This is a genomic window from Pseudomonas sp. NPDC089741 (assembly GCF_044748825.1).
Taxonomy (GTDB): Bacteria; Pseudomonadota; Gammaproteobacteria; order Pseudomonadales; family Pseudomonadaceae; genus Aquipseudomonas; species Aquipseudomonas helmanticensis.
Genome location: NZ_JBIVGT010000008.1, coordinates 1 through 20,320 on the forward strand (window position 1 = coordinate 1; position 20,320 = coordinate 20,320).

At 59.1% G+C, this 20,320-nt stretch carries 20 protein-coding genes; 8 read left to right on the top strand and 12 right to left on the bottom strand.

Translation table 11 applies throughout. The annotated features are described in order from the left end of the window. The 3 genes from ACIPZE_RS10825 to bfr form a co-directional block, all read left to right on the top strand. Positions 1–180, top strand: a 180-nt coding sequence (locus ACIPZE_RS10825) for a bL17 family ribosomal protein (protein ID WP_400772805.1), incomplete at its 5' end; no start/stop codon positions are given. A 240-nt stretch (positions 181–420) separates the two neighbouring features. Beyond that, complete coding sequence (locus ACIPZE_RS10830; RefSeq protein ID WP_400772807.1) at positions 421–1,875, top strand: catalase; 1,455 nt, start codon at positions 421–423, stop codon at positions 1,873–1,875. A 149-nt stretch (positions 1,876–2,024) separates the two neighbouring features. Further along, positions 2,025–2,492, top strand: a complete 468-nt coding sequence (bfr, locus tag ACIPZE_RS10835; RefSeq protein WP_007918444.1) for a bacterioferritin — start codon at positions 2,025–2,027, stop codon at positions 2,490–2,492. Between the two features lie 65 nt (positions 2,493–2,557). On the opposite strand, the gene uvrA is transcribed toward bfr, so the two are convergent. Further along, on the bottom strand, positions 2,558–5,392 hold the full coding sequence (gene uvrA, locus ACIPZE_RS10840; RefSeq protein ID WP_283438841.1) for an excinuclease ABC subunit UvrA: 2,835 nt from the start codon (positions 5,390–5,392) through the stop codon (positions 2,558–2,560). A gap of 191 nt (positions 5,393–5,583) precedes the next feature. On the opposite strand from uvrA, the gene ACIPZE_RS10845 reads away from it, so the two are divergent. Beyond that, positions 5,584–6,981, top strand: a complete 1,398-nt coding sequence (locus ACIPZE_RS10845; protein ID WP_129395729.1) for an MFS transporter — start codon at positions 5,584–5,586, stop codon at positions 6,979–6,981. A 9-nt stretch (positions 6,982–6,990) separates the two neighbouring features. Then, on the top strand, positions 6,991–7,515 hold the full coding sequence (locus ACIPZE_RS10850) for a single-stranded DNA-binding protein (protein ID WP_008081898.1): 525 nt from the start codon (positions 6,991–6,993) through the stop codon (positions 7,513–7,515). 172 nt (positions 7,516–7,687) lie between these two features. Here ACIPZE_RS10850 and ACIPZE_RS10855 read toward each other — a convergent pair whose 3' ends face one another. The 7 genes from ACIPZE_RS10855 to ACIPZE_RS10885 form a co-directional block, all read right to left on the bottom strand. After that, the gene (locus ACIPZE_RS10855; RefSeq protein WP_283438840.1) at positions 7,688–8,845 is read right to left on the bottom strand and encodes a glutathionylspermidine synthase family protein; all 1,158 of its coding nucleotides are present in this window, start codon (positions 8,843–8,845) and stop codon (positions 7,688–7,690) included. Positions 8,846–8,847: 2 nt separating this feature from the next. Continuing rightward, on the bottom strand, positions 8,848–9,543 hold the full coding sequence (locus ACIPZE_RS10860) for a DUF1190 domain-containing protein (protein ID WP_400772810.1): 696 nt from the start codon (positions 9,541–9,543) through the stop codon (positions 8,848–8,850). Between the two features lie 17 nt (positions 9,544–9,560). Further along, entirely contained in the window at positions 9,561–9,986 is a 426-nt protein-coding gene (locus ACIPZE_RS10865) for a DUF350 domain-containing protein (RefSeq protein WP_283438838.1), read from the bottom strand. A gap of 14 nt (positions 9,987–10,000) precedes the next feature. Beyond that, positions 10,001–10,651, bottom strand: a complete 651-nt coding sequence (locus ACIPZE_RS10870) for a DUF2491 family protein (RefSeq protein ID WP_129395725.1) — start codon at positions 10,649–10,651, stop codon at positions 10,001–10,003. Positions 10,652–10,826: 175 nt separating this feature from the next. Further along, a complete protein-coding gene (locus ACIPZE_RS10875; RefSeq protein ID WP_129395724.1) occupies positions 10,827–11,525 on the bottom strand; it encodes a PspA/IM30 family protein in 699 nt (232 codons plus the stop codon). Positions 11,526–11,542: 17 nt separating this feature from the next. Beyond that, positions 11,543–12,124: a YjfI family protein gene (locus ACIPZE_RS10880; protein WP_227698851.1), complete on the bottom strand. Its 582-nt coding sequence runs from the start codon at positions 12,122–12,124 to the stop codon at positions 11,543–11,545. Between the two features lie 232 nt (positions 12,125–12,356). Further along, the gene (locus tag ACIPZE_RS10885; protein WP_129395722.1) at positions 12,357–12,911 is read right to left on the bottom strand and encodes a cysteine hydrolase family protein; all 555 of its coding nucleotides are present in this window, start codon (positions 12,909–12,911) and stop codon (positions 12,357–12,359) included. Positions 12,912–13,012: 101 nt separating this feature from the next. Between ACIPZE_RS10885 and ACIPZE_RS10890 the strand changes: the two genes are divergently transcribed. From ACIPZE_RS10890 to ACIPZE_RS10900, 3 genes are all read left to right on the top strand, one after another. Next, the gene (locus tag ACIPZE_RS10890) at positions 13,013–14,014 is read left to right on the top strand and encodes a GlxA family transcriptional regulator (protein WP_400772812.1); all 1,002 of its coding nucleotides are present in this window, start codon (positions 13,013–13,015) and stop codon (positions 14,012–14,014) included. A 189-nt stretch (positions 14,015–14,203) separates the two neighbouring features. Continuing rightward, a complete protein-coding gene (locus tag ACIPZE_RS10895) occupies positions 14,204–15,313 on the top strand; it encodes a DUF3182 family protein (protein ID WP_400772814.1) in 1,110 nt (369 codons plus the stop codon). Next, positions 15,303–16,058 (top strand): S9 family peptidase, encoded by a 756-nt coding sequence (locus ACIPZE_RS10900; RefSeq protein ID WP_283438835.1) that lies wholly within the window; start codon positions 15,303–15,305, stop codon positions 16,056–16,058. Before ACIPZE_RS10895 ends, ACIPZE_RS10900 begins: the two co-directional genes overlap by 11 nt. Positions 16,059–16,134: 76 nt before the next feature. Here ACIPZE_RS10900 and ACIPZE_RS10905 read toward each other — a convergent pair whose 3' ends face one another. From ACIPZE_RS10905 to ACIPZE_RS10920, 4 genes are read right to left on the bottom strand one after another with little or no spacing between them, the layout of a single operon-like run. After that, positions 16,135–17,124 carry a lysylphosphatidylglycerol synthase domain-containing protein gene (locus tag ACIPZE_RS10905; protein ID WP_400772816.1) on the bottom strand — a complete coding sequence of 330 codons (990 nt, stop codon included), beginning with the start codon at positions 17,122–17,124 and terminating at the stop codon, positions 16,135–16,137. Further along, the gene (gene clsB / locus ACIPZE_RS10910) at positions 17,121–18,395 is read right to left on the bottom strand and encodes a cardiolipin synthase ClsB (protein WP_400772818.1); all 1,275 of its coding nucleotides are present in this window, start codon (positions 18,393–18,395) and stop codon (positions 17,121–17,123) included. The genes ACIPZE_RS10905 and clsB overlap by 4 nt, the downstream gene beginning before the upstream one ends. After that, complete coding sequence (locus ACIPZE_RS10915; RefSeq protein ID WP_400772820.1) at positions 18,392–19,189, bottom strand: endonuclease/exonuclease/phosphatase family protein; 798 nt, start codon at positions 19,187–19,189, stop codon at positions 18,392–18,394. Before ACIPZE_RS10915 ends, clsB begins: the two co-directional genes overlap by 4 nt. Beyond that, positions 19,186–20,112, bottom strand: coding sequence for a DUF72 domain-containing protein (locus tag ACIPZE_RS10920; RefSeq protein ID WP_283438831.1), 927 nt, complete (start codon positions 20,110–20,112; stop codon positions 19,186–19,188). The genes ACIPZE_RS10915 and ACIPZE_RS10920 overlap by 4 nt, the downstream gene beginning before the upstream one ends. Positions 20,113–20,320: the final 208 nt, after the last annotated feature.

Sequence of the window (20,320 nt, forward strand, 5' to 3'; positions counted from 1 at the left end):
ACTCGTTCGAAAGCTATCGTTGGTAAGCTCTTCAACGACCTGGGCAAGCGTTACGCTACCCGTGAGGGTGGCTACCTGCGCATCCTCAAGTGCGGTTTCCGCACTGGCGACAACGCGCCTATGGCGTACGTCGAGTTGGTTGATCGTGCTACTGCTGGCGAAGCTGTATCCGCCGAGTAAGACGTCAGTCTGAAACAAAGAACCGGGCCTAGTGCCCGGTTTTTTGTGTCTGCAAGAAAATGCGCTGTTCGTACAAGCTTCTGACCCTGTTCTGTTGTCACTATGTGCTGGGAAACATAATTAGTAATTTTCTATCGATACGCACAAGTTAATGAATTTGTGGCTGTCACATTGATGATCAATACTTCCCATCAAGCCGATTAGCCGGCAGTTTCAAGACTGACAGAGGAAGAAGACCGTATGAGCCAGATCAAAACGCTTACGACCGCCAGTGGCGCACCTGTCGCTGATAATCAGAATTCTCGCTCCGCCGGCCCGCGTGGCCCGTTGCTTCTCGACGATTTCCATCTGCTTGAGAAGCTCGCACACTTCAACCGTGAAAATATTCCAGAGCGTCGCGTACACGCCAAAGGCTCGGGCGCTTACGGCACGTTTACCGTCACTCGTGATATCACCGATTACACCAGCGCCAAGCTGTTCGAATCGGTTGGCAAGCAAACCCCGACGTTCCTGCGCTTTTCCACCGTGGGTGGCGAGCGTGGTTCGGCCGATACCGAGCGCGACCCTCGCGGTTTTGCCCTCAAGTTCTACACCGAGGAAGGTAACTGGGACATTGTTGGCAACAACACGCCGGTCTTCTTCATTCGTGATCCGCTGAAATTCCCTGATTTCATCCACACGCAAAAGCGTCTGCCGCAGAGCAACCTGAAAAGTGCGCAAATGATGTGGGACTTCTGGTCGCATTCGCCTGAAGCGCTGCATCAGGTGACCATCCTCTTCTCCGATCGTGGCATTCCTGACGGTTACCGTCACATGCACGGCTTTGGCAGCCACACTTACAGCCTGATCAGCGCTCAAGGCGAGCGTCACTGGGTGAAGTGGCACTACAAGACCAAACAGGGCATCAAGAACCTCGCACCAGCGGATGCTGCTCGTATTGCTGGCACCGATCCGGATTACGCCCAACGTGACCTGTTTGAAGCGGTCGAGCGCGGTGATTTCCCGAAATGGCGCGTGTGCATCCAGATCATGACCGAGGCTCAAGCGGCGGCACACTACGAGAACCCTTTCGACGTAACCAAAACCTGGTCGCAGAAAGAATTCCCGTTGATCGAAGTCGGCGAACTGGAACTGAACCGCAACCCGCAGAACTACTTCGCTGAAGTCGAGCAGGCAGCGTTTGGCCCGAGCAACATGGTGCCAGGTGTAGGTCTGTCGCCAGACCGCATGCTGCAAGGTCGCGTATTCGCTTACGCTGACGCCCATCGCTACCGCGTCGGCACCAATCACCAGCAATTGCCGGTGAACGCGCCACGTAGCCCGGTAAACACTTACCAGCGCGACGGTTCAATGGCATTCGGCAGTAATGGCGGCGCAGCACCGAACTATGAGCCGAACAGCTACATAGAAACGCCGAAACAAACTCCGCACTACGCTGAGCCTGCGCTGGCTCTAAGCGGTGCGGCCGATCGCTACGATCACCGCGAAGACACCGATTACTACAGCCATGCCGGTGCGCTGTTTCGGTTGATGAGCGACGAACAGAAAGCTTTGCTGGTGAGCAACATCGCCGGTGCAATGGCAGGTGTTTCCAGTGATGTAGTCGACCGCCAATTGCAGCATTTCTACAAAGCCGATCCGGCGTATGGAGAAGCAATCGCAAAGCTGCTCAACGTACAGCTTAACGAAGTCTAAACGAGAAGCAGAACCGCCCTCATTTGGGCGGTTTTTGCGTTATTTAGGCTGCTTTTCTAAGAATATCTTCGCTTTTATTGCGCGTAACGGGTGACCTTCCAGTCAGCTTGGTTCAAACTACAGACTTTCAAGTAGGGAGATGTAGGGCGATGCAAGGCCACCCAGACGTAATCGATTACCTCAACACGTTGCTGACCGGCGAACTGGCCGCGCGTGACCAATATTTCGTTCATTCGCGGATGTATGAGGACTGGGGGTTCACCAAGCTCTACGAGCGAATCAACCACGAGATGGAAGAAGAAGCGGGTCACGCTGATGCGTTGATGCGCCGGATTCTGATGCTTGAAGGCACGCCACGCATGCGTCCGGATGACCTCGACGTCGGCACCACGGTGCCGGAGATGCTCGAAGCAGATCTGCGCCTCGAGTACAAAGTTCGCGCCGCGCTGTGCAAAGGCATTGAGTTGTGCGAGCAGCACAAAGACTACGTCAGCCGCGAGATCCTGCGGGTTCAGCTCAATGATACCGAAGAAGATCACACCTACTGGCTGGAAAAGCAGTTGGGCCTGATCAAGCTGATAGGTCTCGAGAACTACCTGCAATCCCACACGTCCTGATTGCAGCAGATACAAAAAAGCCCCTGTCACTGTTGAAGTGACAGGGGCTTTTTCATGCTCGCCGTTTAAGCCCGATCACGGATCAGCAGTGGCTTGAGGTAGTGGCCGGTGTGAGATTGCTTCATCTCGGCCACTTCTTCCGGCGTACCGGTGGCAATGATCTGGCCACCCTTGGAGCCACCCTCCGGCCCGAGGTCGACCAGCCAGTCGGCCGTCTTGATAACGTCGAGATTGTGCTCGATCACCACCACCGTGTTGCCGTGGTCACGCAGACGATGCAGTACATCGAGCAACTGCTGAATATCCGCGAAGTGCAAACCGGTGGTCGGCTCATCGAGGATGTACAGGGTCTTGCCGGTGTCACGCTTGGACAGCTCGCGAGACAGCTTGACTCGCTGTGCCTCACCACCCGACAACGTGGTCGCCGACTGACCGAGCTTGATGTACGACAGACCAACATCCATCAAGGTCTGCAGTTTGCGCGCCAGTGCCGGCACCGCGTCGAAGAATACCCGGGCTTCCTCGATGGTCATTTCGAGGGTTTCGTGGATGCTCTTGCCCTTGTATTTGATCTCAAGGGTTTCGCGGTTGTAGCGCTTGCTCTTGCACACGTCGCACGGCACGTAGATGTCCGGCAGGAAGTGCATTTCCACCTTGATCAGGCCATCGCCCTGGCACGCTTCGCAGCGACCACCCTTGACGTTGAACGAGAAGCGCCCCGGGCCATAACCGCGGGAGCGCGACTCGGGCACACCAGCGAACAGTTCACGGATCGGCGTAAACAGCCCGGTATAAGTTGCCGGGTTGGAGCGCGGTGTACGACCGATCGGGCTCTGGTCGATGTCGACGACTTTGTCGAGATGCTCAAGGCCTTTGATGCTGTCGTGCGCGGCCGCTTCCAGAGTGGTTGCGCCGTTGAGAGCCGTGGCGCTCAGCGGGAACAGCGTGTTGTTGATCAGCGTCGATTTGCCCGAGCCGGACACGCCGGTCACGCAAGTCAGCAAGCCGATAGGAATGTCCAGATCAACATTGCGCAGGTTATTGCCGCGCGCGCCTTTAAGCGACAGATTGAGCTTCTTGTTGCGTGGCGTGCGTTTGGCCGGCACTTCAATCTTCACCCGGCCCGACAGGTATTTGCCGGTCAGGGAATCCGGGTGCGCCATGACTTCTGCCGGTGTGCCTTCGGCAACTATTTGCCCACCATGCACGCCTGCGCCCGGGCCGATATCCACAACGTAATCGGCCAGGCGAATTGCATCCTCGTCGTGCTCGACCACGATTACCGTGTTGCCGATATCGCGAAGATGCTTGAGCGTGCCGAGAAGTCGGTCGTTGTCGCGTTGGTGCAAACCAATCGACGGTTCATCGAGAATGTACAGAACGCCGACCAGACCCGCGCCGATCTGACTGGCCAGACGAATCCGCTGCGCCTCGCCACCCGACAGCGTGTCAGCACTGCGATCCAGCGACAGGTAGTCGAGACCGACGTTGACCAGAAACTGCAGACGCTCGCGGATTTCCTTGAGGATCTTGTCGGCGATTTCGCCGCGTCGACCAGTCATCTTCAGCTGGCCGAAATACTCGCAAGCGTCACCGATCGGCAGGTTGGTCACTGCTGGCAGTGTCTTCTCGCCAACCCACACATGCCGCGCTTCACGACGCAAACGGGTACCACGGCAATCCGGGCACGACTGAGTGCTGAGGAACTTGGCGAGCTCTTCGCGCACGCTCGCCGACTCGGTCTCGCGGTAGCGACGTTCCAGGTTTGGCACGATGCCTTCGAACGGGTGCGAGCGTTTGACGATATCGCCACGGTCGTTCAGGTATTTGAAGTCGACGTTCTGCGAGCCGCTGCCGTGCAGGATGGACTTCTGCTGATCGGCCGGCAGATCGTTGAACGGCACTTCCAGGCTAAAACCATAATGCGAAGCCAGTGACCCCAACATCTGGAAGTAATAGACGTTGCGCCGGTCCCAGCCGCGAATCGCGCCTTCGGCCAGCGTCAGCTCGCCGTTGACCAGTCGTTTGATGTCGAAGAACTGCTTCACCCCCAGGCCATCGCACGTCGGGCAGGCGCCGGCCGGGTTGTTGAAGGAAAACAGCTTGGGTTCCAGTTCGCTGATCGCGTGGCCGCAGATCGGGCAGGCGAAGCGCGCGGAGAAGATCATCTCTTCGCCCGGTTCATCGTCCATCGGTGCGACCAGGGCGATGCCGTCCGCCAGTTTCAGCGCGGTCTCGAAAGACTCGGCCAGACGTTGCTGCAGGTCTGCGCGCACCTTGAAGCGGTCGACGATCACATCGATCGAATGCTTCTTTTGCTTATCCAGTTTCGGCAGTTCGTCGAGTTCGCAGATCCGGCCGTTGACCCGTGCGCGGACGAAACCTTGGGCGCGCAGCTCTTCGAAGACCGACAGGTGTTCACCTTTGCGCTCGCGGATCACCGGCGCCAGCAGCATCAGTTTGCTGCCTTCCGGTTGCGCCAGCACCAGGTCAACCATCTGACTGACCGTTTGCGCTTCCAGCGGAATATCGTGATCCGGGCAGCGCGGCGTACCCACGCGTGCATAGAGCAGGCGCAGGTAGTCGTAGATTTCGGTGATGGTGCCGACCGTGGAGCGCGGGTTGTGCGAGGTCGACTTCTGTTCGATGGAGATCGCCGGCGACAGGCCTTCGATGGTGTCGACGTCGGGTTTTTCCATCATCGACAGGAACTGGCGGGCGTAGGCCGACAGCGATTCGACATAGCGGCGCTGACCTTCGGCGTACAGTGTGTCGAAGGCCAGGGACGACTTGCCGGATCCGGACAGGCCGGTGATGACGATCAGCTTGTCCCGTGGCAGGGTCAGGTCGATGTTCTTCAGGTTGTGGGTACGGGCCCCACGTATCAGGATCTTGTCCAAAGTGGCCTCGCTCGGCGGGCGTCGAAAACGTAGGAGTATACGGCCAAATACTGGATGGATGCACACTATCAAACGAAGGGTTTTTTACCCTGGATGAAGAGAGTTTCATCTATACGCGTCAAAGCGTCGCGATCTACCCCGTCTTTCGATGGGACTGGTAGAATCGCCGCCGGTTCACACGAGGTTTTTCCATGCACGATCCCCACAGCGAACGCATGAGTGGCAGCGAGACCCGCGCGGCGAGCGGTCTGGCCCTGGTGTTCGCCTTCCGTATGCTTGGCATGTTCATGGTGTTGCCGGTACTGGCGACCTACGGCATGGATCTGGCGGGTGCGACCCCAGCCCTGATCGGTTTGGCCATCGGCGCCTACGGCCTGACCCAGGCAATTTTCCAGATTCCGTTCGGGATCATTTCTGACCGCATCGGCCGTCGCCCGGTGATTTACCTCGGGCTGATCGTCTTCGCCCTCGGTAGCGTCCTCGCGTCGCAAGCCGATTCGATCTGGGGCGTGATTGCCGGACGAATCCTGCAAGGTGCCGGCGCCATTTCTGCTGCAGTCATGGCCTTGCTTTCCGACCTTACCCGCGAACAACACCGCACCAAAGCCATGGCGATGATCGGCATGACAATTGGTCTGTCGTTCGCCGTGGCCATGGTCGTCGGGCCTTTGCTGACCCGCGCGTTCGGCTTGTCCGGGTTGTTCCTGGCCACCGGTGGCATGGCATTGGTGGGGATCGTCATCGTCATGTTCATGGTGCCGAAATCCACAGGGCCGCTGACGCATCGCGAGTCCGGTGTGGCGCGTCAGGCGTTGATGCCGACGCTCAAGCATCCAGACCTGCTGAGACTCGATCTGGGCATCTTTGTGTTACATGCCATGTTGATGTCGAGCTTCGTCGCACTGCCTCTGGCGCTGGTGGAAAAAGCCGGTTTGCCCAAGGAGCAGCACTGGTGGGTCTACCTCACCGCGTTGCTGATTTCGTTCTTCGCCATGATCCCTTTCATCATCTATGGCGAGAAGAAACGCAAGATGAAACGAGTTTTGCTCGGCGCCGTCCTGACGCTGATGCTGACTGAGCTATTCTTCTGGCAGTTCGGCGACAGCCTGCGGGCTCTGGTGATCGGCACGGTGGTGTTTTTCACCGCGTTCAATCTGCTGGAGGCTTCATTGCCGTCGCTGATCAGCAAGGTTTCACCGGCGGGTGGCAAGGGCACGGCCATGGGCGTGTATTCCACCAGTCAGTTCCTCGGTTCGGCACTCGGCGGGATACTCGGCGGCTGGTTGTTTCAGCATGGCGGTCTGTCGGTTGTGTTCCTTGGATGCGCGGGTCTGGCTGCCATCTGGCTGGCCTTTGCTGTTACCATGCGTGAACCTCCCTACGTGACGAGCCTGCGCTTGCCGTTGTCGCCCGAGGCGATCCGCGAAGCGGGTCTGGTCGAGCGCCTCAAGGCCCTTGTAGGGGTAACCGATGCAGTGATAGTTGCTGACGAAGCGGCTGTTTACATCAAACTGGACAAAGAATTAGTGGATCGCGACACCCTCGAACGCCTGGTGAACAACCCGGCCGAGGCTGCTTGCGAAGCCTAGGAGAACGTTATGGCCCGTGGGGTTAACAAAGTCATATTGGTCGGCACTTGCGGCCAGGATCCCGAAGTTCGCTACCTGCCTAACGGTAACGCCGTGACCAACCTGAGTCTGGCAACCAGCGAACAGTGGACCGACAAGCAAACCGGTCAGAAGGTCGAGAAGACCGAGTGGCACCGTGTTTCGATGTTCGGCAAGGTTGCGGAAATCGCCGGCGAATACCTGCGTAAAGGTTCGCAGGTCTACATCGAAGGCAAGTTGCAGACCCGCGAGTGGGAAAAAGACGGTATCAAGCGTTACACCACCGAAATCGTGGTCGACATGCAAGGCACCATGCAACTGCTCGGCGGCCGTCCACAACAGGGCGACCAACAAGGTGGCGGCAACAACTACCAGCAGTCCGCACCGGCTCCACGCCAGCAGGCTCCGCGTCCGCAGCAGTCGGCTCCGCAACAGCGTTCGGCCCCGGCTCCACAGCAGGCCGCACCGCAGCCAGCTCCGGATTTCGACAGCTTTGATGACGATATTCCGTTCTGATCCGATGTTGTAACCGCTGCAAATAAAAAGGCCCGTCGCATCAAGCGACGGGCCTTTTTTGTGCCTGCATAAAACACGCGCCCTGTAGGAGCTGCGGCACGCTGCGATCTTTTGATCTTAAAAACAAAGTCAAAAGATCGCAGCGTGCCGCAGCTCCTACACGGAGGGCGTTTCAGTCAAGAATCAGGTGCGGCAGGAAGCGGCTGGAGTCCTTGGTGATCAAACTGTTGTCTTCCCGCACACCAATCCCCGCCGCCTGATCGCCAATCACCCACGAGCCGATCAGCGTGTAGCTGTCGCCAAACTTTGGCAGCGGCGCAAACTCCTGCAGGATAAATGGCGCATCGGTGTACGGCCCGTCCTCTTTGACGATCAGACCGTCAGCCGTCTGCAGTTCAATGTTGGCGCCTTCGCGGGAAAAGTACGGCTTGCGTACCCAGCCCTTGGGCACAGCACTGGCCGGATCTGGATCAAGATGCGCGGCCAGCAGGTTCGGATGGCCCTTGTGCATTTCCCACAGCAACGGCAATACGCCTTTGTTCGACAGGATCGCCTTCCATGCCGGTTCGAAAAACTGCGTGTCGCACTCGGCAATCGCCGCACCGAACGGCTCCTGGAAGATGAATTCCCAGGCGTGCAGCTTGAACAGGTGCGGGATCCAGCGATCTTGCAGATCAACAAAGCGACCTTCAGCCGTCAGGCCGATGTCTTCGATGTCGATGTGCCGCGATTCGATACCGACTTTCTCGGCGATCAATCGCAGGTAATCGGTGGTGCCTTTGTCCTCGACCGAGTCCCGCATCGACGCAAAGTAGAACGGCCGCTTCAGTTGCAACTCGGCAAAAGCCTGATGCAGTTTGGTGTCGATGCTGTTGAACTGGTCGGCATGGCGCGGCAGCGTACCGCGTTCGATACTTTGCTCAAGCCAGCCCCACTGGAACGCCGCCGCTTCGTAGAGGCTGGTCGGCGTGTCGTAGTTGAGCTCCAGCAGTTTCGCCGGGCCGTTACCGCTATAGGAAAAGTCCATGCGCCCGTACAGATGCGGATGACCTTCCAGCCAGGAGGTGCGGATCATGTCGTAGTACGACGGCGGGATGCTCAAGCGGTCGAGCAACTCTTCGCTGCGCACGACGCGGTCGACCAGGTCCATGCACATCTCGTGCAGTTCGGTGGTCGGATCCTCGAGATCGTTTTCGATCTGCGCCAGCGAGAACTGGTAGTAGGCGCTTTCGTCCCAGTACGGTTCGTCGTCGATGGTATGGAACATGAAGCCGAGGCTCTCGGCGGTCTGTTTCCAGTCGGGGCGCTCGGCGCAGTGGATCTTTTTCATGATCAGCTGCTCGAACGACCGGAACTGCTGCCCCAGCCACCCCAACCGCTACGGGCACTGGACTGACTGCCGAAACCACCACGGGAAGTCGAGGACGCGACGTTCACCGGCTTGCTCTTGCTGCTCTCGTAGTCAGGCTGGCTGCGCGTGACCGGTGCCGATTCGACTTTGCGGTACTGCGTCGAGGTGTTGTAGGTCTGGCGTGTGTCGCGATCGCGATAAACCGTGCGATTGGAATTGTTACTCATCGCATTGCCGATCAGCCATCCGGTGAGCAGGCCGCTGGTCGAACTGCCGGAAGAGTGGCTCGTGGCCTGTGCAGCCTGTGCGGCGTTGGCGTCACCGGCGGGCATTTGCGCATCGGCAAGCGCATCAAGATTCTGCGGCGCTTCAGCGTTCTGGCGGATCTTGAAGCCGCCCAGTTTCGGCACGAATTTGCCGGACGAGTTTTTCTGGCACCAGTCGGCGGCAAAGTCGGCGTCGCACTCGGCCTTGTCATCGTACGCCGGGGCGATGCGCCGGTGTTCGGTCAGGGCGGCGACGTAGGCGTTCGAGCAGACATCGGCGGCGACTTCGGCATCGACACACTGCTCGACACTCTGGAAGCTGCGTGGCTGATCGATTGCTGCCGCTTCGCCGGAAATGGCCAGGGCCACCGAAGCGGCGAGGGACAACTGAACGTATTTACTGCGTTTCATCGAGGGCTTCCTGCCGGTCAGTTGGACGGTGTCATGCACGCGGCATTGAGCATGCCGACGCTGATCGCCACCGCAGCGACGTAAATGCCGGAAGCCACTTCACCGTTGGCGATGCGTTGCGAAGTGCCTTTGAGGACCAGGCCTGTGGCGAGAAACGCCAGCAGTTGTACAACCGCCGCGATCACCGCCCAAAGCACGAAGTCGACGACGTTGACCGAAAAGGCGATCACGTTACTGGCCGGAATCGCAAAACCGATGATCGCACCAGATAAAGCAATTGCGGCGGCGCTGTTGCCGGCGCGGATCAGCTCGAATTCCTTGTGCGGGGTGATGCGCGTGTAGACGAATTGAAACAGCATGAACAGCAAGACGGCGCCGATCAGGTAGACGACGAAACCGACCAATGCGGTCTTGTTGAGGGAAACGGCCAGCACTTCCAGCATGAAAAACTTCCTTTTTAAATGGTGCCGATATCAGTCGTGTACAGCGAGATGCCCAGTGAGGTGCTCAGGCTGACGGTGCCTTCTTCGTCCTGTTCGACGGAGAACAGCAGCAATTCGCGGCGATCGGTCAGGCCGGTGTCGCGGGCGTAAAGCATCGAATGATGTTCGATGGTGTAGCTCTCGTCCGGATTGATCACTTGTTCGGTCATCGGTACGAGTTCTGTCTGGTCTTGTTCAGTGCCCCATTCACGGGTGTACTCGACACCTTCGTGGCTGTAGGTCGGCAGGCCGATCGGGCTGCTTGGGCCGGCGAGGCGCTGCAGTTCGGCGTCACTGTTGACGGTCACGTAGCTGAGGTAGTTGAACAGGGTGACCGACTCGATCTGGTCGTCACCGGTGACGTGGATCTGAACCCAGAAATCCTCGTCGTTCATGTAATAGCGGTGCAGTTTGTTGGACTGGCCAAGGTCGACCCAGCCGGCGCTCCAGATCGCCTGGTCGAAGGGCACGCGCACCGAGGTCGAACCGTCGAGCAGCAGCGCCAGAGTCGTATCGAACCTGACGGCTTTGCCCTGGGCCATCCCGAGTGGGCCACTGGCAACGGTTGGCGTTGGCGCAGCGGTCTGCCAGTTACTGGTGCCCAGCAAATCTTTAAACCATCCCATGGGTACGTTCCTTGAAGCGGGTGGAGGTGTTCGTCGGCAAAAAAACGTCGCTAGTGTACCGGGCCGGGACCCCATGTAGGAGCTGCCGAAGGCTGCGATCTTTTGATTTTGTTTTTAAAGACAAGATCAAAAGATCGCAGCCTTCGGCGGCTCCTACACAGGGTAGGTTGCGTTGTTACTGAGCGGACTTCTGCTTCAGGCGCTCAAGAATCGCGTTGGCGCTGCCTTCGTTCGGCGTGATGCCGGCGTCGCGCAGTTTGCGATCGAGGTCGTTGCCGGACGATGCATCCGCCAGCTCGTCGGCCGCACTCAGCTCGGCAGCGCGTTGCTGCTGCTTGGCTTGCAGGCGGTTGAGGGTGCCCACCGCGGTTTCCAGTTTGCCGTTGGCGCCGCCGCTGGCAATCGATGCACTGACCTGGGCTTTCTGCACGCTTTCACGCGCCTTGGCCATGTCCACTTGCTGGCGCAGGCTCTTGATACGGGCTTCGGCCTTGTTGATGTCTTTGCGCATGTTCTCGGCGTAGGTGCCGAACTCATCGCTTTGTTTTTTCTCGGCATCGAGGTCGTTGGTCAGCGTCGAGATCGCTTCGGCCACTTCCAGCGCCAGGTCTTCGCGACCGGCACTCAGGGCTGCGACAGCCTTGGCTTCGAGATCCTTGATCTTGGCGTCGTACTCGCTCACGCGGTCGGCGGCCAGTTTGTGCTTGGCCATGATCGTGACCAGTTCACGGCGGGCATTCGACAGCGCGGTGTCGGCGTCGCGAATTTCCTGATCGAGGATACGCAGGGCCTGCTGGTCGACGATGGCTTCGCCGACTTCATTGGCGCCGCCGCGCAGTGCGGTGAACAACTTGCTCCAGATGGACTGAGTCATTGGATATTCCCTGTTGATTACTTGAAGAAGTGTTCGAAAGCTTCACTCGCGCGCTGCACGTTGTCGACCAGGGTTTTCACCTCGGTCACCACGTTGGTCAGGCTCGAGTCGGCGCTGAGGGCGCCAAACATGTTGTAAACGGTCTGCCCGTTCGGCATCGACTCGATACCGATCGACGACAGCGGGAACATTTCCCGGCTGCGCAGCACGGCGTCGTTGAAGGCGCGCACGTCAGTGATCGAATCGATGTCCACCAGCACGGTGTCGACGATGATCTGCTGGCCGGCCACGGCGATGTGAATCGGCAGACCGCCGAATTCATTCATTTCCAGCTTGATGCTGGGTTCGGAACTCTGGATCAGCGACAGCGTGATTTCTTGCGAAGCCACCTCGTCCAGGGCCTTTAGGGCGTTGAAGAGGCTATCGATATTCCAGTTGTTGCCTGCGCTCATGTAATTCTCCGACATGAAAGAGCCAGCCAGAATCGGTTGGCGTAGCTGTTGCTCCATTTGCTTGAGCAAGCTTCGGTTTTCGGGAAGCACCCAAGTTTCGTGTTTCACATAACCGGCGGCGGCCAGGCCCGCGCGCATCTGCTTCATATAGAAGCTCGATGGTTTCTTCGCGGACACTTTTGCGCGCTCTCCCTTGGGGCTTTCCGATTTCGATGTGGGAGAACGGCTTTTCATGGCATTGACTCGGTTATGAATATCTCACGCGTGAGCCACACTACAACCAAATCAAAGTGCCATCAATGGCTCACGCGTGAGATTTTTAAGGCAAACGAAAAAAGGCCCGCAACCAGGCGGGCCAAGACATTTAACAAAGTGTGTCTTAATGGCTGGAGGCCAGAAACTCATCAGTCGAGACCACACTGGCATAGGCAAAACCCAGCGCCGACATGAAAGCGGCGTGTACCTGCGCGGCAGGCACGGTCATGCCGTTGAACTCCAGGTCGCGGCTGGCGCAGGCATCGTGAATTACCGTGACGGTGTAGCCGAGGTCAGCCGCCGCACGGGTGATGCCGTCGACGCACATGTGGCTCATGCTGCCAACCACCACCAGCTCCTTGATGCCTTGTTCATCGAGGATCGCTTGCAGTTCGGTTTCGCGAAACGAATTGACGAAGTGCTTGAGCACGACGGGCTCGTCGGCGCGGTTGAGCACTTTCGGATGCAGCTTGGCGCCCTCCGATCCGGGAATGAAAAACGGCGCATCGTTCGATGTGAACTCGTGACGGATGTGCACCACTGAATCACCCGTCTCGCGGAACGCTGCAAGCAGTCGCGCGGCGTTGTCAGCAGCGGCGTCGGCACCGGCCAACGGCCACTTGCCTTGGGGGAAGTAGTCGTTCTGGATATCGACTACGATGAGCGCTTGCTTGGCCATGGGTGTGTCCTCGATGGATTGGCTGGAAGTGGCTTCAGTATTGGCGACGGCCGACGATTCGGGGATTGGCCGCACCGACAATAGACAGGGGAAAACTGACAATGGGCGCAGAAAGGGCCGCTGTCGCTGAAATGGGCATCTTGATTTACCCCGGTGCGCAGATGGCGGCGGTGCATGGCCTGACGGATCTGTTTGCGGTGGCCAACCGGATTGCTGACGAGCATCAGGCTGCGCAACTGCCGCTGCTGCGGGTCAGTCATTGGCAGGTCGAAGGTGACCAGCCGCCGCAGCGGGTTCACGACAGTTATCCGCAGGCTAACAGTGCTTTGCTGGCGGTGCTGATTCCGCCGTCCATCGGTGGTTTTAGCGCGGGGCAAATGTCCCCCGCCCTGGCGCAATGGCTGCGCGCTCAGCACGCTCGCGGCGCCACGCTGGGCGGCGTCTGCGTGGGTTCGCTGCTGCTGGCGGAAAGCGGTCTGCTTGATGGCCGCAGCGCTACCACCCACTGGACGTCGGCCAAGGCTTTCGCCGAGCGTTATCCGAAAATCAAACTCAAGGCAGATACACCGATTGTCGATGACGGCGACCTGATAACCACGGCCGGGTTAATGGCCTGGTCGGAGTTGGGGCTGCGCCTGGTTGATCGTCTGCTCGGGCCGAGTATCGCTTCAAGTACGGCACGATTTCTGGTGGTCGAACACAGCGACAGTGCCAGTGAATGCGGCAGTAATTTTGCGCCGATCCTCAGTCACGGCGACGCCGCGATTCTCAAGGTTCAGCATTGGTTGCAAAGTACCGGCGCCACCGAGGTTTCGCTCACGACCATGGCCGAGCGTGCGGGGCTTGAGGAGCGCACCTTCCTGCGCCGCTTTCGTGCGGCGACCGGGTTGAAGCCAACGGAGTATTGCCAGCATCTGCGGGTGGGCAAAGCTCGCGAGATGCTTGAGTTCAGCAACGGCACCATCGATCACATCGCGTGGACGGTGGGTTATCAGGATCCGGGGGCGTTTCGCGCGATCTTCAGAAAAATCACCGGGTTGGCGCCGAGTGATTATCGGGCACGGTTCGGCGTAACCCCGAACCCGAAAGCCACAACGTTTTAATGTAGGAGTGCCGTCCGGGATCGTGCAATTTGCCGGGGTTTAGCGCATGGTCGTGCAGATTGAAACAGGCGTGATGCCAGCACGATTCCGGCAAGTTTCTGATTAACCAAGGATTTCCATAGAGCAGCGGTTGGCCTGATCTCTGCACCTCTCACCGCTACAGTCATCGAACCGATGGAAGGGGGACGCATGACCCCGACACCCCGCAGAAAAACCGTCGTCGCCCATTCGGTACGCGCCGACGCGCCGCAACATGAAGTGCAAACCAACAAGGCGCTGGCCCGCTGGCTGGCGCAAATTCTCGGATTGAAGTTCGGTGGCAGCTACGACCCGGAAAAACACCGTGGTCGTGATCTGTATCTGTTGCCAACGCAAACCATCGTCGGCGCCGGGCACGCTCAGGCGCTGGGGATCAACGGTCCGGATGATCTATGGGGCGGGTTTGTCGAACACGATTTCATCTGCACCAAAGCCATCAGCCACGGCCTGCGCAGTCATCTCGCGCATGCGCCCCAAGGCTGGTCGCCGCTGTTCAGCGAACGCACGCGTAACGTGGTGCTCGATGGTTTGAGTGTGTTTGCCCTCGAAGATGCGCGGGCCGCCGCCGAACACTTGTTGTACAGCGGGCCGATCCGCCTGAAGCCGATCCACGCCTGTGCCGGGCGCGGTCAGGAGGTGATCAAGAGTCTGGACGCCTTCGATGAAATGTTCGCCCGCCCGGATACCGCAAAGCTGTTCAGCGAAGGTGTGGTGCTGGAACAGGACTTGCGCGACGTCATCACCCACAGCGTCGGCCAGTCATTCATCGGCGACAAAGTGCTGAGCTACTGCGGTGATCAATACTTGACCAAAGACGCTCACGACGAAGATGTCTACGGCGGTTCGAACCTGCTGGTGGTGCAGGGCGGATACGAAGAACTGCTGGCGCTGGAATTGCCCGATGATGTACGTCTGGCCATCGAGCAGGCGCAGATTTTCGACAGCGCCGCCGACGAAGCCTACCCACGTTTCTACGCCTCGCGCCGCAACTACGACATCGCCCAAGGCCTGGACAGCAACGGCAAGGCACGCAGCGGCGTCCTCGAACAATCCTGGCGCATGGGCGGTGCCAGCAGCGCCGAAGTCGCGGCGCTGCAAAGTTTCGTCAACGATCCGGGAATGCGCGCGATCCGCGTGTCTTCGGTGGAAACCTACATCGATCAGCCGTTGCCGGCGGATGCCATCGAGGTGTATCGCGGCCCGGCTGAGAACAGCGAGTTTCTTCTCAAATACGTAACGGTCAAATCCTATGACGGCTAGAAGCGAAAGCATTCAAATCGACATTGATGATGAACAGATGAGCGGGACGTTTCTCAGTCCCAAATCGAAAGTCCCGGGGGTGTTGTTTGTCCACGGTTGGGGCGGTAGCCAGGAGCGCGATCTTGAGCGCGCGAAAGGCATCGCCGGTCTAGGTTGTGTGTGTCTGACATTCGACTTGCGCGGGCACACTGGCGGCACCGGGATACCACTGACCCGAATTACCCGCGAAGACAATCTGCGCGATTTGCTCGCGGCCTATGATCGATTGCTGGCGCATCCGGCGCTCGACACCTCGGCCATCGCCGTGGTAGGCACCAGTTATGGCGGCTATCTCGCCTCCATCCTCACGTCATTGCGCCCGGTGCGCTGGCTGGCGTTGCGCGTGCCGGCACTGTATCGCGACGAGCAATGGCACACCCCCAAGCGTGATCTGGACAAGGCGGATTTGCGTGATTATCGCAGCACGCTGGTGCGCGCTGACACTAATCGGGCATTGCACGCGTGTTCGCAATTCACTGGCGATGTATTGCTGGTCGAATCGGAAACCGATGATTACGTCCCACATGCGGCGATCATGAGTTACCGCGCGGCGTGTCAGCAGACGCACTCACTGACGCACCGGATTATTGATGGCGCCGACCATGCGTTGAGCGAACCGGTGTCGCAGCAGGCGTATACCTCGATATTGGTGGACTGGATTACCGAGATGGTCGTTGGCGAACGGTTGAGCATTATTCAATCCTGAAATCAAAAGATCGCAGCCTGCGGCAGCTCCTACAGAGATCTCTGTAGGAGCTGCCGCAGGCTGCGATCTTTTGCTCTTAATGCCTCGGCGTCTTTTCGATCCGCAACGCCTTGGCTTTTGCCTCCACCACCAGATACATCACCAGCGTAATCAACAACGGCAACAGAAAATAAATCGCCCGATACGCCAGCAATCCCGCCACCAGACTCCCACGCGAAGCCTCGTGCTGCAGCAGCGCGACAAACACTGCCTCCAACACCCCAAGCCCCGCCGGAATATGCGTGATGACCCCGGCAATCGCACTGATCAACAACACCCCCAGCACCAACGGATAGTCGAGCTTGCTCGGCAACAAAGTGAAAATCACCGCTGCCATCAACGACCAGTTCAACGCCCCAAGGAGCAATTGCAGGACCGCCATGCGCAGCGACGGCAGATTGATTTCCACGCCGCGAATCGACCACTCGCGTCGCTTGGAAAACTGACACGCCGCGAGGTAACCGGCGCTGACCAGCAGCAACAAAACCCCGATGCCCTGCAACGCACCGCTGCTGACTTTCCAGCCTGGCGGCATGCTCACCAGACCACTGCTGAACACCACACCGGCAATGGTCATGTAGCCAAACCAGTTGGTCGCCAGGCTCAGGCCAAGAATCTTGGCAATATTCCCCTTGCTCACGCCCAGTCGCGAATACAGCCGATAACGCATGGCGATGCCGCCGACCCAGGCACTGAGATTGAGGTTGAACGCGTAGCTGATGATCCCCACCGGCAGGATCTGTTTCCAAGTCAGATCCTGACGAATATAGGTGCGGCCGATCAGGTCGAAACTGGCGTACACGAGAAAACTCAGCAGCGTCAGGCTGGCGGCAATGATCAGCGTGCGCACCTTGAAGTCAGCGAGGGTTTGCAGCACTTCGGCCCATTCAATGCGCGTGGCGAACAGCGTCAGCATGACAATCAGCGCGAGGAAAAACAGCAGCGTCAGCGGACGTTTCCAGCGACTCCATTTCGAGTGAGTCGCTGGCACGGCATGAGCATTCGGATGCACCTCGGAATGGCTCATGAGCGATTACCTCGAAACGGCTTGAGCCGCGGTTTGTGCGCCGGCAGCCAACCGGCCATCGCCGGGAAATGCCGCAGAAAGTGGAACACCAGAAATCCTACGGTCATGTGCCAGATGCGGCCGCGCGGGGACTTGCTGGCGTCCATGGCTTTGCAATGGTTCTGGCTGAGATCTTCGAGGCGCTCGAACAAGTGCTGATTGAACGCGCGATCACGGATCAGCACGTTGGCTTCCAGATTCAGTGACAGGCTCAACGGGTCGAGATTACTCGAACCCACGGTGCTCCATTCGTCATCGACCAGCGCGACTTTGCCGTGCAGCGGGCGCTGGCAATATTCGTGAATCTGCACCCCGGCCTTGAGCAAATAATCGTAGGTCATGCGCGCGGCGAGCTTGGCCACCAGCATGTCCGGCTGGCCTTGCAGGATCAGTCGGACATCGACGCCTCGGCGCGCGGCATTGCGCATTTCGCGCAGCAGACGATAACCGGGAAAGAAATACGCATTGGCGATGACCACCCGACGTTTGGCGCGGCGCAATACCTGCAAATAGACATCTTCGATATCGGTGGGGTGCTGATCGTTGTCGCGGAACACCAGGCGCACCTGGCCGTCGTGGTCGTCGAAAGCCATCTCGGCGCGACGCTGGCGCCGGCGTTGCCACCAGAACCGCGCGCGGCCTGGCCTGCCACTTTGCAGCAGGGCAAAATGGTGGATGTCGGCGACCGCCGGACCTTGTACTTCCACCGAATAGTCCTGCTTGGCCTCGGGGCCGAAATCGGCGAGGTGATCACCGGAAAAGTTGATTCCGCCGATGAATGCAATCAGGCCGTCGACCACGACGATCTTGCGGTGCAGGCGGCGAAACCAATTGGTGCGAATGCCCAAGTGCTTGGGCGCCGGGTCGAAGATCTGCAAATGCACCCCGGCCTCGCTCAGCGCGGCGAGATAGGCGGTGCTCAACTCACCGCAGCCGAAGCCGTCGAGGCTGACGGTGGTGCGCACGCCGCGCTTCGCCGCATCAATCAGAACCTCCTGCAGTTCGGCGCCGACCTTGTCTTCGAAGACGATGAATGTCTCCAGGAGGATTTCACTTTTCGCCGCGCGCATCGCCGCGAATACGCGAGGGAAATACTCCTCGCCGTTTTCCAGCAATTGCACATGGTTGCCGCCCTGCCAGCGGTACTCGACGTCGACCTGGCCGGGCTCGCGTATCGGCGGGTTGATGCTGATGGGTTCCACGGCGGATTTCTCCAGCGGCGCGCTGTTCATAGTTCGATCTCCACCGATAACGGTGCGTGGTCGGAAAGGTGTGACCAAGGGCGGTTGGCGAGGACTTTCGGCTGGCTGGCCTTGAGGTTGCGCACGTAGATGCGATCGAGCCGCAGGGTCGGCAGGCGTGCGGGGAAACTGCGTGCAGGCTTGCCGTGGTGCTCGGCGAACACTTCACGCAGGCCGCAAGGATTGAGCAGTGCATCGGCACGCTGGCGCCAGTCATTGAAGTCGCCGGCGACGATCACTGGTGCGTCGTCGGGCAATTCGGCAAGTCGTTCGCCGAGCAGTTTCAACTGTGCGTTGCGATGACTTTCGCGCAAGCCCAGATGCACGCAGATCGCATGGATTTCGGCGCCGTCGCCGGGCAGGCGCAGCACGCAATGCAGCAAGCCTCGGTTCTCGTGGCCGCTGATCGACACGTCGAGGTTGTCGTGGCGGATGATCTGGAATTTCGACAGCAACGCATTGCCGTGATCGCCGTCCGGGTACACCGCGTTGCGCCCATAGGCGAACTGCGGCCAGAGACTGTCGGCGAGGAATTCGTACTGCGGCATCGTCGGCCAATTGCTGTAGCGCTTGTGATGATGCTCGTGGGTGCCGTGGACTTCCTGCAGGAACACCACGTCGGCGGCCACGCTGCGCACGGCTTCGCGCAATTCCGGAAGGATGAAACGTCGGTTGAGTGCGGTGAAGCCCTTGTGGGTATTGACCGTCAACACGGTGAACGTGCGTACCGAAGGCGCGACGTCCGAGCCTTCATCGGTGAAGCCGACCGGTTCTGGAATACTCATGCCAGCACTCCTTCGCCAGCGGGTTCGCCGGGGGTGGTGGCGAGGTCTTTATCCAGCTCGAAACGCTGCAACAGATCACGGGCGTCGTAGGGCGCGCGGACTTTGATGTCGTTATCGAAATAGCAGAACACTTCGCGGGATTTGCGTGCGCGTGGCTTCAGGCGTGGCGCGATCAGATGGGCATCTTTAGGTTGCTCGCCGTGATGCCAGGCGTCGATGCGCTCGGCCCAGCGCTTGAGGGCTGGCGCGGTGTATCCGCTGGCGTAGAGCTCTTCGGCACCGTGCAGGCGCAGGTAGACAAAGTCGCTGGTGAGGTCTTCGCGGTACGGCCATTTACCGCCGGTGTCGGCGATCACCAGCGCGGTGTTGTGGCGTTTCAACAGGCGCACGAAGTCGGGATCAATGAAGCTGTCGTTGCGAATTTCCACGGCGTGGCGCAACGGTTTTTTGCCGTAAGCCTTCATGCTCGCATGGCCGTGCAGGTGGGCATCGTGCTGATGGGCGAGGGCGGCTGCGGTTTCGGTGTTGCGGGGCAGTTGGGCGAGGAAGTGTTCGAAGCGTTCGGGTTCGAATTTGAAGTTCGGCGGAAATTGCCAAAGGATCGGCCCGAGTTTTTCCTTCAGTTCCAGCACCCCGGAGGCGAAGAAGTTCGCCAGCGGTTTTTCGATCTCGCGCAAGCGGCGGATGTGGGTGATGAACCGTGGCGCCTTGACGCTGAAGACGAAGTCGTCGGGCGTTTCGGCGTACCACTGGGCATAGCGCTCAGGGCGTTGCAGGGCGTAGAACGATCCATTGATTTCGATGCTGTTGACCGCCCGCGACGCGAATTGCAGTTCGCGCTTTTGCCCCAGTCCCTTAGGGTAGAAGTCCCCGCGCCACGGTGCGTAGCGCCAGCCGGAAATACCGATGTGAATCGTCGCCATGCCACCCTCCCGTTGAAAAAGCCCTCGTTTTGCCGCTGTCTTTTGATGACTGCGCGCGGTTGGGGAAAGTTTCGATGGCGTTACGGACGGTTACGTCCAAGGCGAAGATCAAAAGCCCTCCCCCTCACCCCAACCCTCTCCCCCAAGGGGGCGAGGGGGAAGGGAGCAGATCTGCGTGGTTTTGAAGGCCTGAGTTCGACTGTAGACC

Excerpts from the sequence above, each read along its gene's own strand:
- ACIPZE_RS10895 (WP_400772814.1), top strand. The coding sequence starts at position 14,204 with ATGACCCCGACACCCCGCAGAAAAACCGTCGTCGCCCATTCGGTACGC.
- ACIPZE_RS10880 (WP_227698851.1), bottom strand. The coding sequence starts at position 12,124 with ATGAAGCAGATGCGCGCGGGCCTGGCCGCCGCCGGTTATGTGAAACAC.
- ACIPZE_RS10905 (WP_400772816.1), bottom strand. The coding sequence starts at position 17,124 with ATGAGCCATTCCGAGGTGCATCCGAATGCTCATGCCGTGCCAGCGACT.
- ACIPZE_RS10920 (WP_283438831.1), bottom strand. The coding sequence starts at position 20,112 with ATGGCGACGATTCACATCGGTATTTCCGGCTGGCGCTACGCACCGTGG.
- ACIPZE_RS10915 (WP_400772820.1), bottom strand. The coding sequence starts at position 19,189 with ATGAGTATTCCAGAACCGGTCGGCTTCACCGATGAAGGCTCGGACGTC.
- ACIPZE_RS10845 (WP_129395729.1), top strand. The coding sequence starts at position 5,584 with ATGCACGATCCCCACAGCGAACGCATGAGTGGCAGCGAGACCCGCGCG.
- ACIPZE_RS10855 (WP_283438840.1), bottom strand. The coding sequence starts at position 8,845 with ATGAAAAAGATCCACTGCGCCGAGCGCCCCGACTGGAAACAGACCGCC.
- ACIPZE_RS10900 (WP_283438835.1), top strand. The coding sequence starts at position 15,303 with ATGACGGCTAGAAGCGAAAGCATTCAAATCGACATTGATGATGAACAG.
- ACIPZE_RS10860 (WP_400772810.1), bottom strand. The coding sequence starts at position 9,543 with ATGAAACGCAGTAAATACGTTCAGTTGTCCCTCGCCGCTTCGGTGGCC.
- ACIPZE_RS10850 (WP_008081898.1), top strand. The coding sequence starts at position 6,991 with ATGGCCCGTGGGGTTAACAAAGTCATATTGGTCGGCACTTGCGGCCAG.
- bfr (WP_007918444.1), top strand. The coding sequence starts at position 2,025 with ATGCAAGGCCACCCAGACGTAATCGATTACCTCAACACGTTGCTGACC.
- ACIPZE_RS10830 (WP_400772807.1), top strand. The coding sequence starts at position 421 with ATGAGCCAGATCAAAACGCTTACGACCGCCAGTGGCGCACCTGTCGCT.
- ACIPZE_RS10885 (WP_129395722.1), bottom strand. The coding sequence starts at position 12,911 with ATGGCCAAGCAAGCGCTCATCGTAGTCGATATCCAGAACGACTACTTC.
- ACIPZE_RS10865 (WP_283438838.1), bottom strand. The coding sequence starts at position 9,986 with ATGCTGGAAGTGCTGGCCGTTTCCCTCAACAAGACCGCATTGGTCGGT.
- ACIPZE_RS10890 (WP_400772812.1), top strand. The coding sequence starts at position 13,013 with ATGGGCGCAGAAAGGGCCGCTGTCGCTGAAATGGGCATCTTGATTTAC.
- clsB (WP_400772818.1), bottom strand. The coding sequence starts at position 18,395 with ATGAACAGCGCGCCGCTGGAGAAATCCGCCGTGGAACCCATCAGCATC.
- ACIPZE_RS10875 (WP_129395724.1), bottom strand. The coding sequence starts at position 11,525 with ATGACTCAGTCCATCTGGAGCAAGTTGTTCACCGCACTGCGCGGCGGC.
- ACIPZE_RS10870 (WP_129395725.1), bottom strand. The coding sequence starts at position 10,651 with ATGGGATGGTTTAAAGATTTGCTGGGCACCAGTAACTGGCAGACCGCT.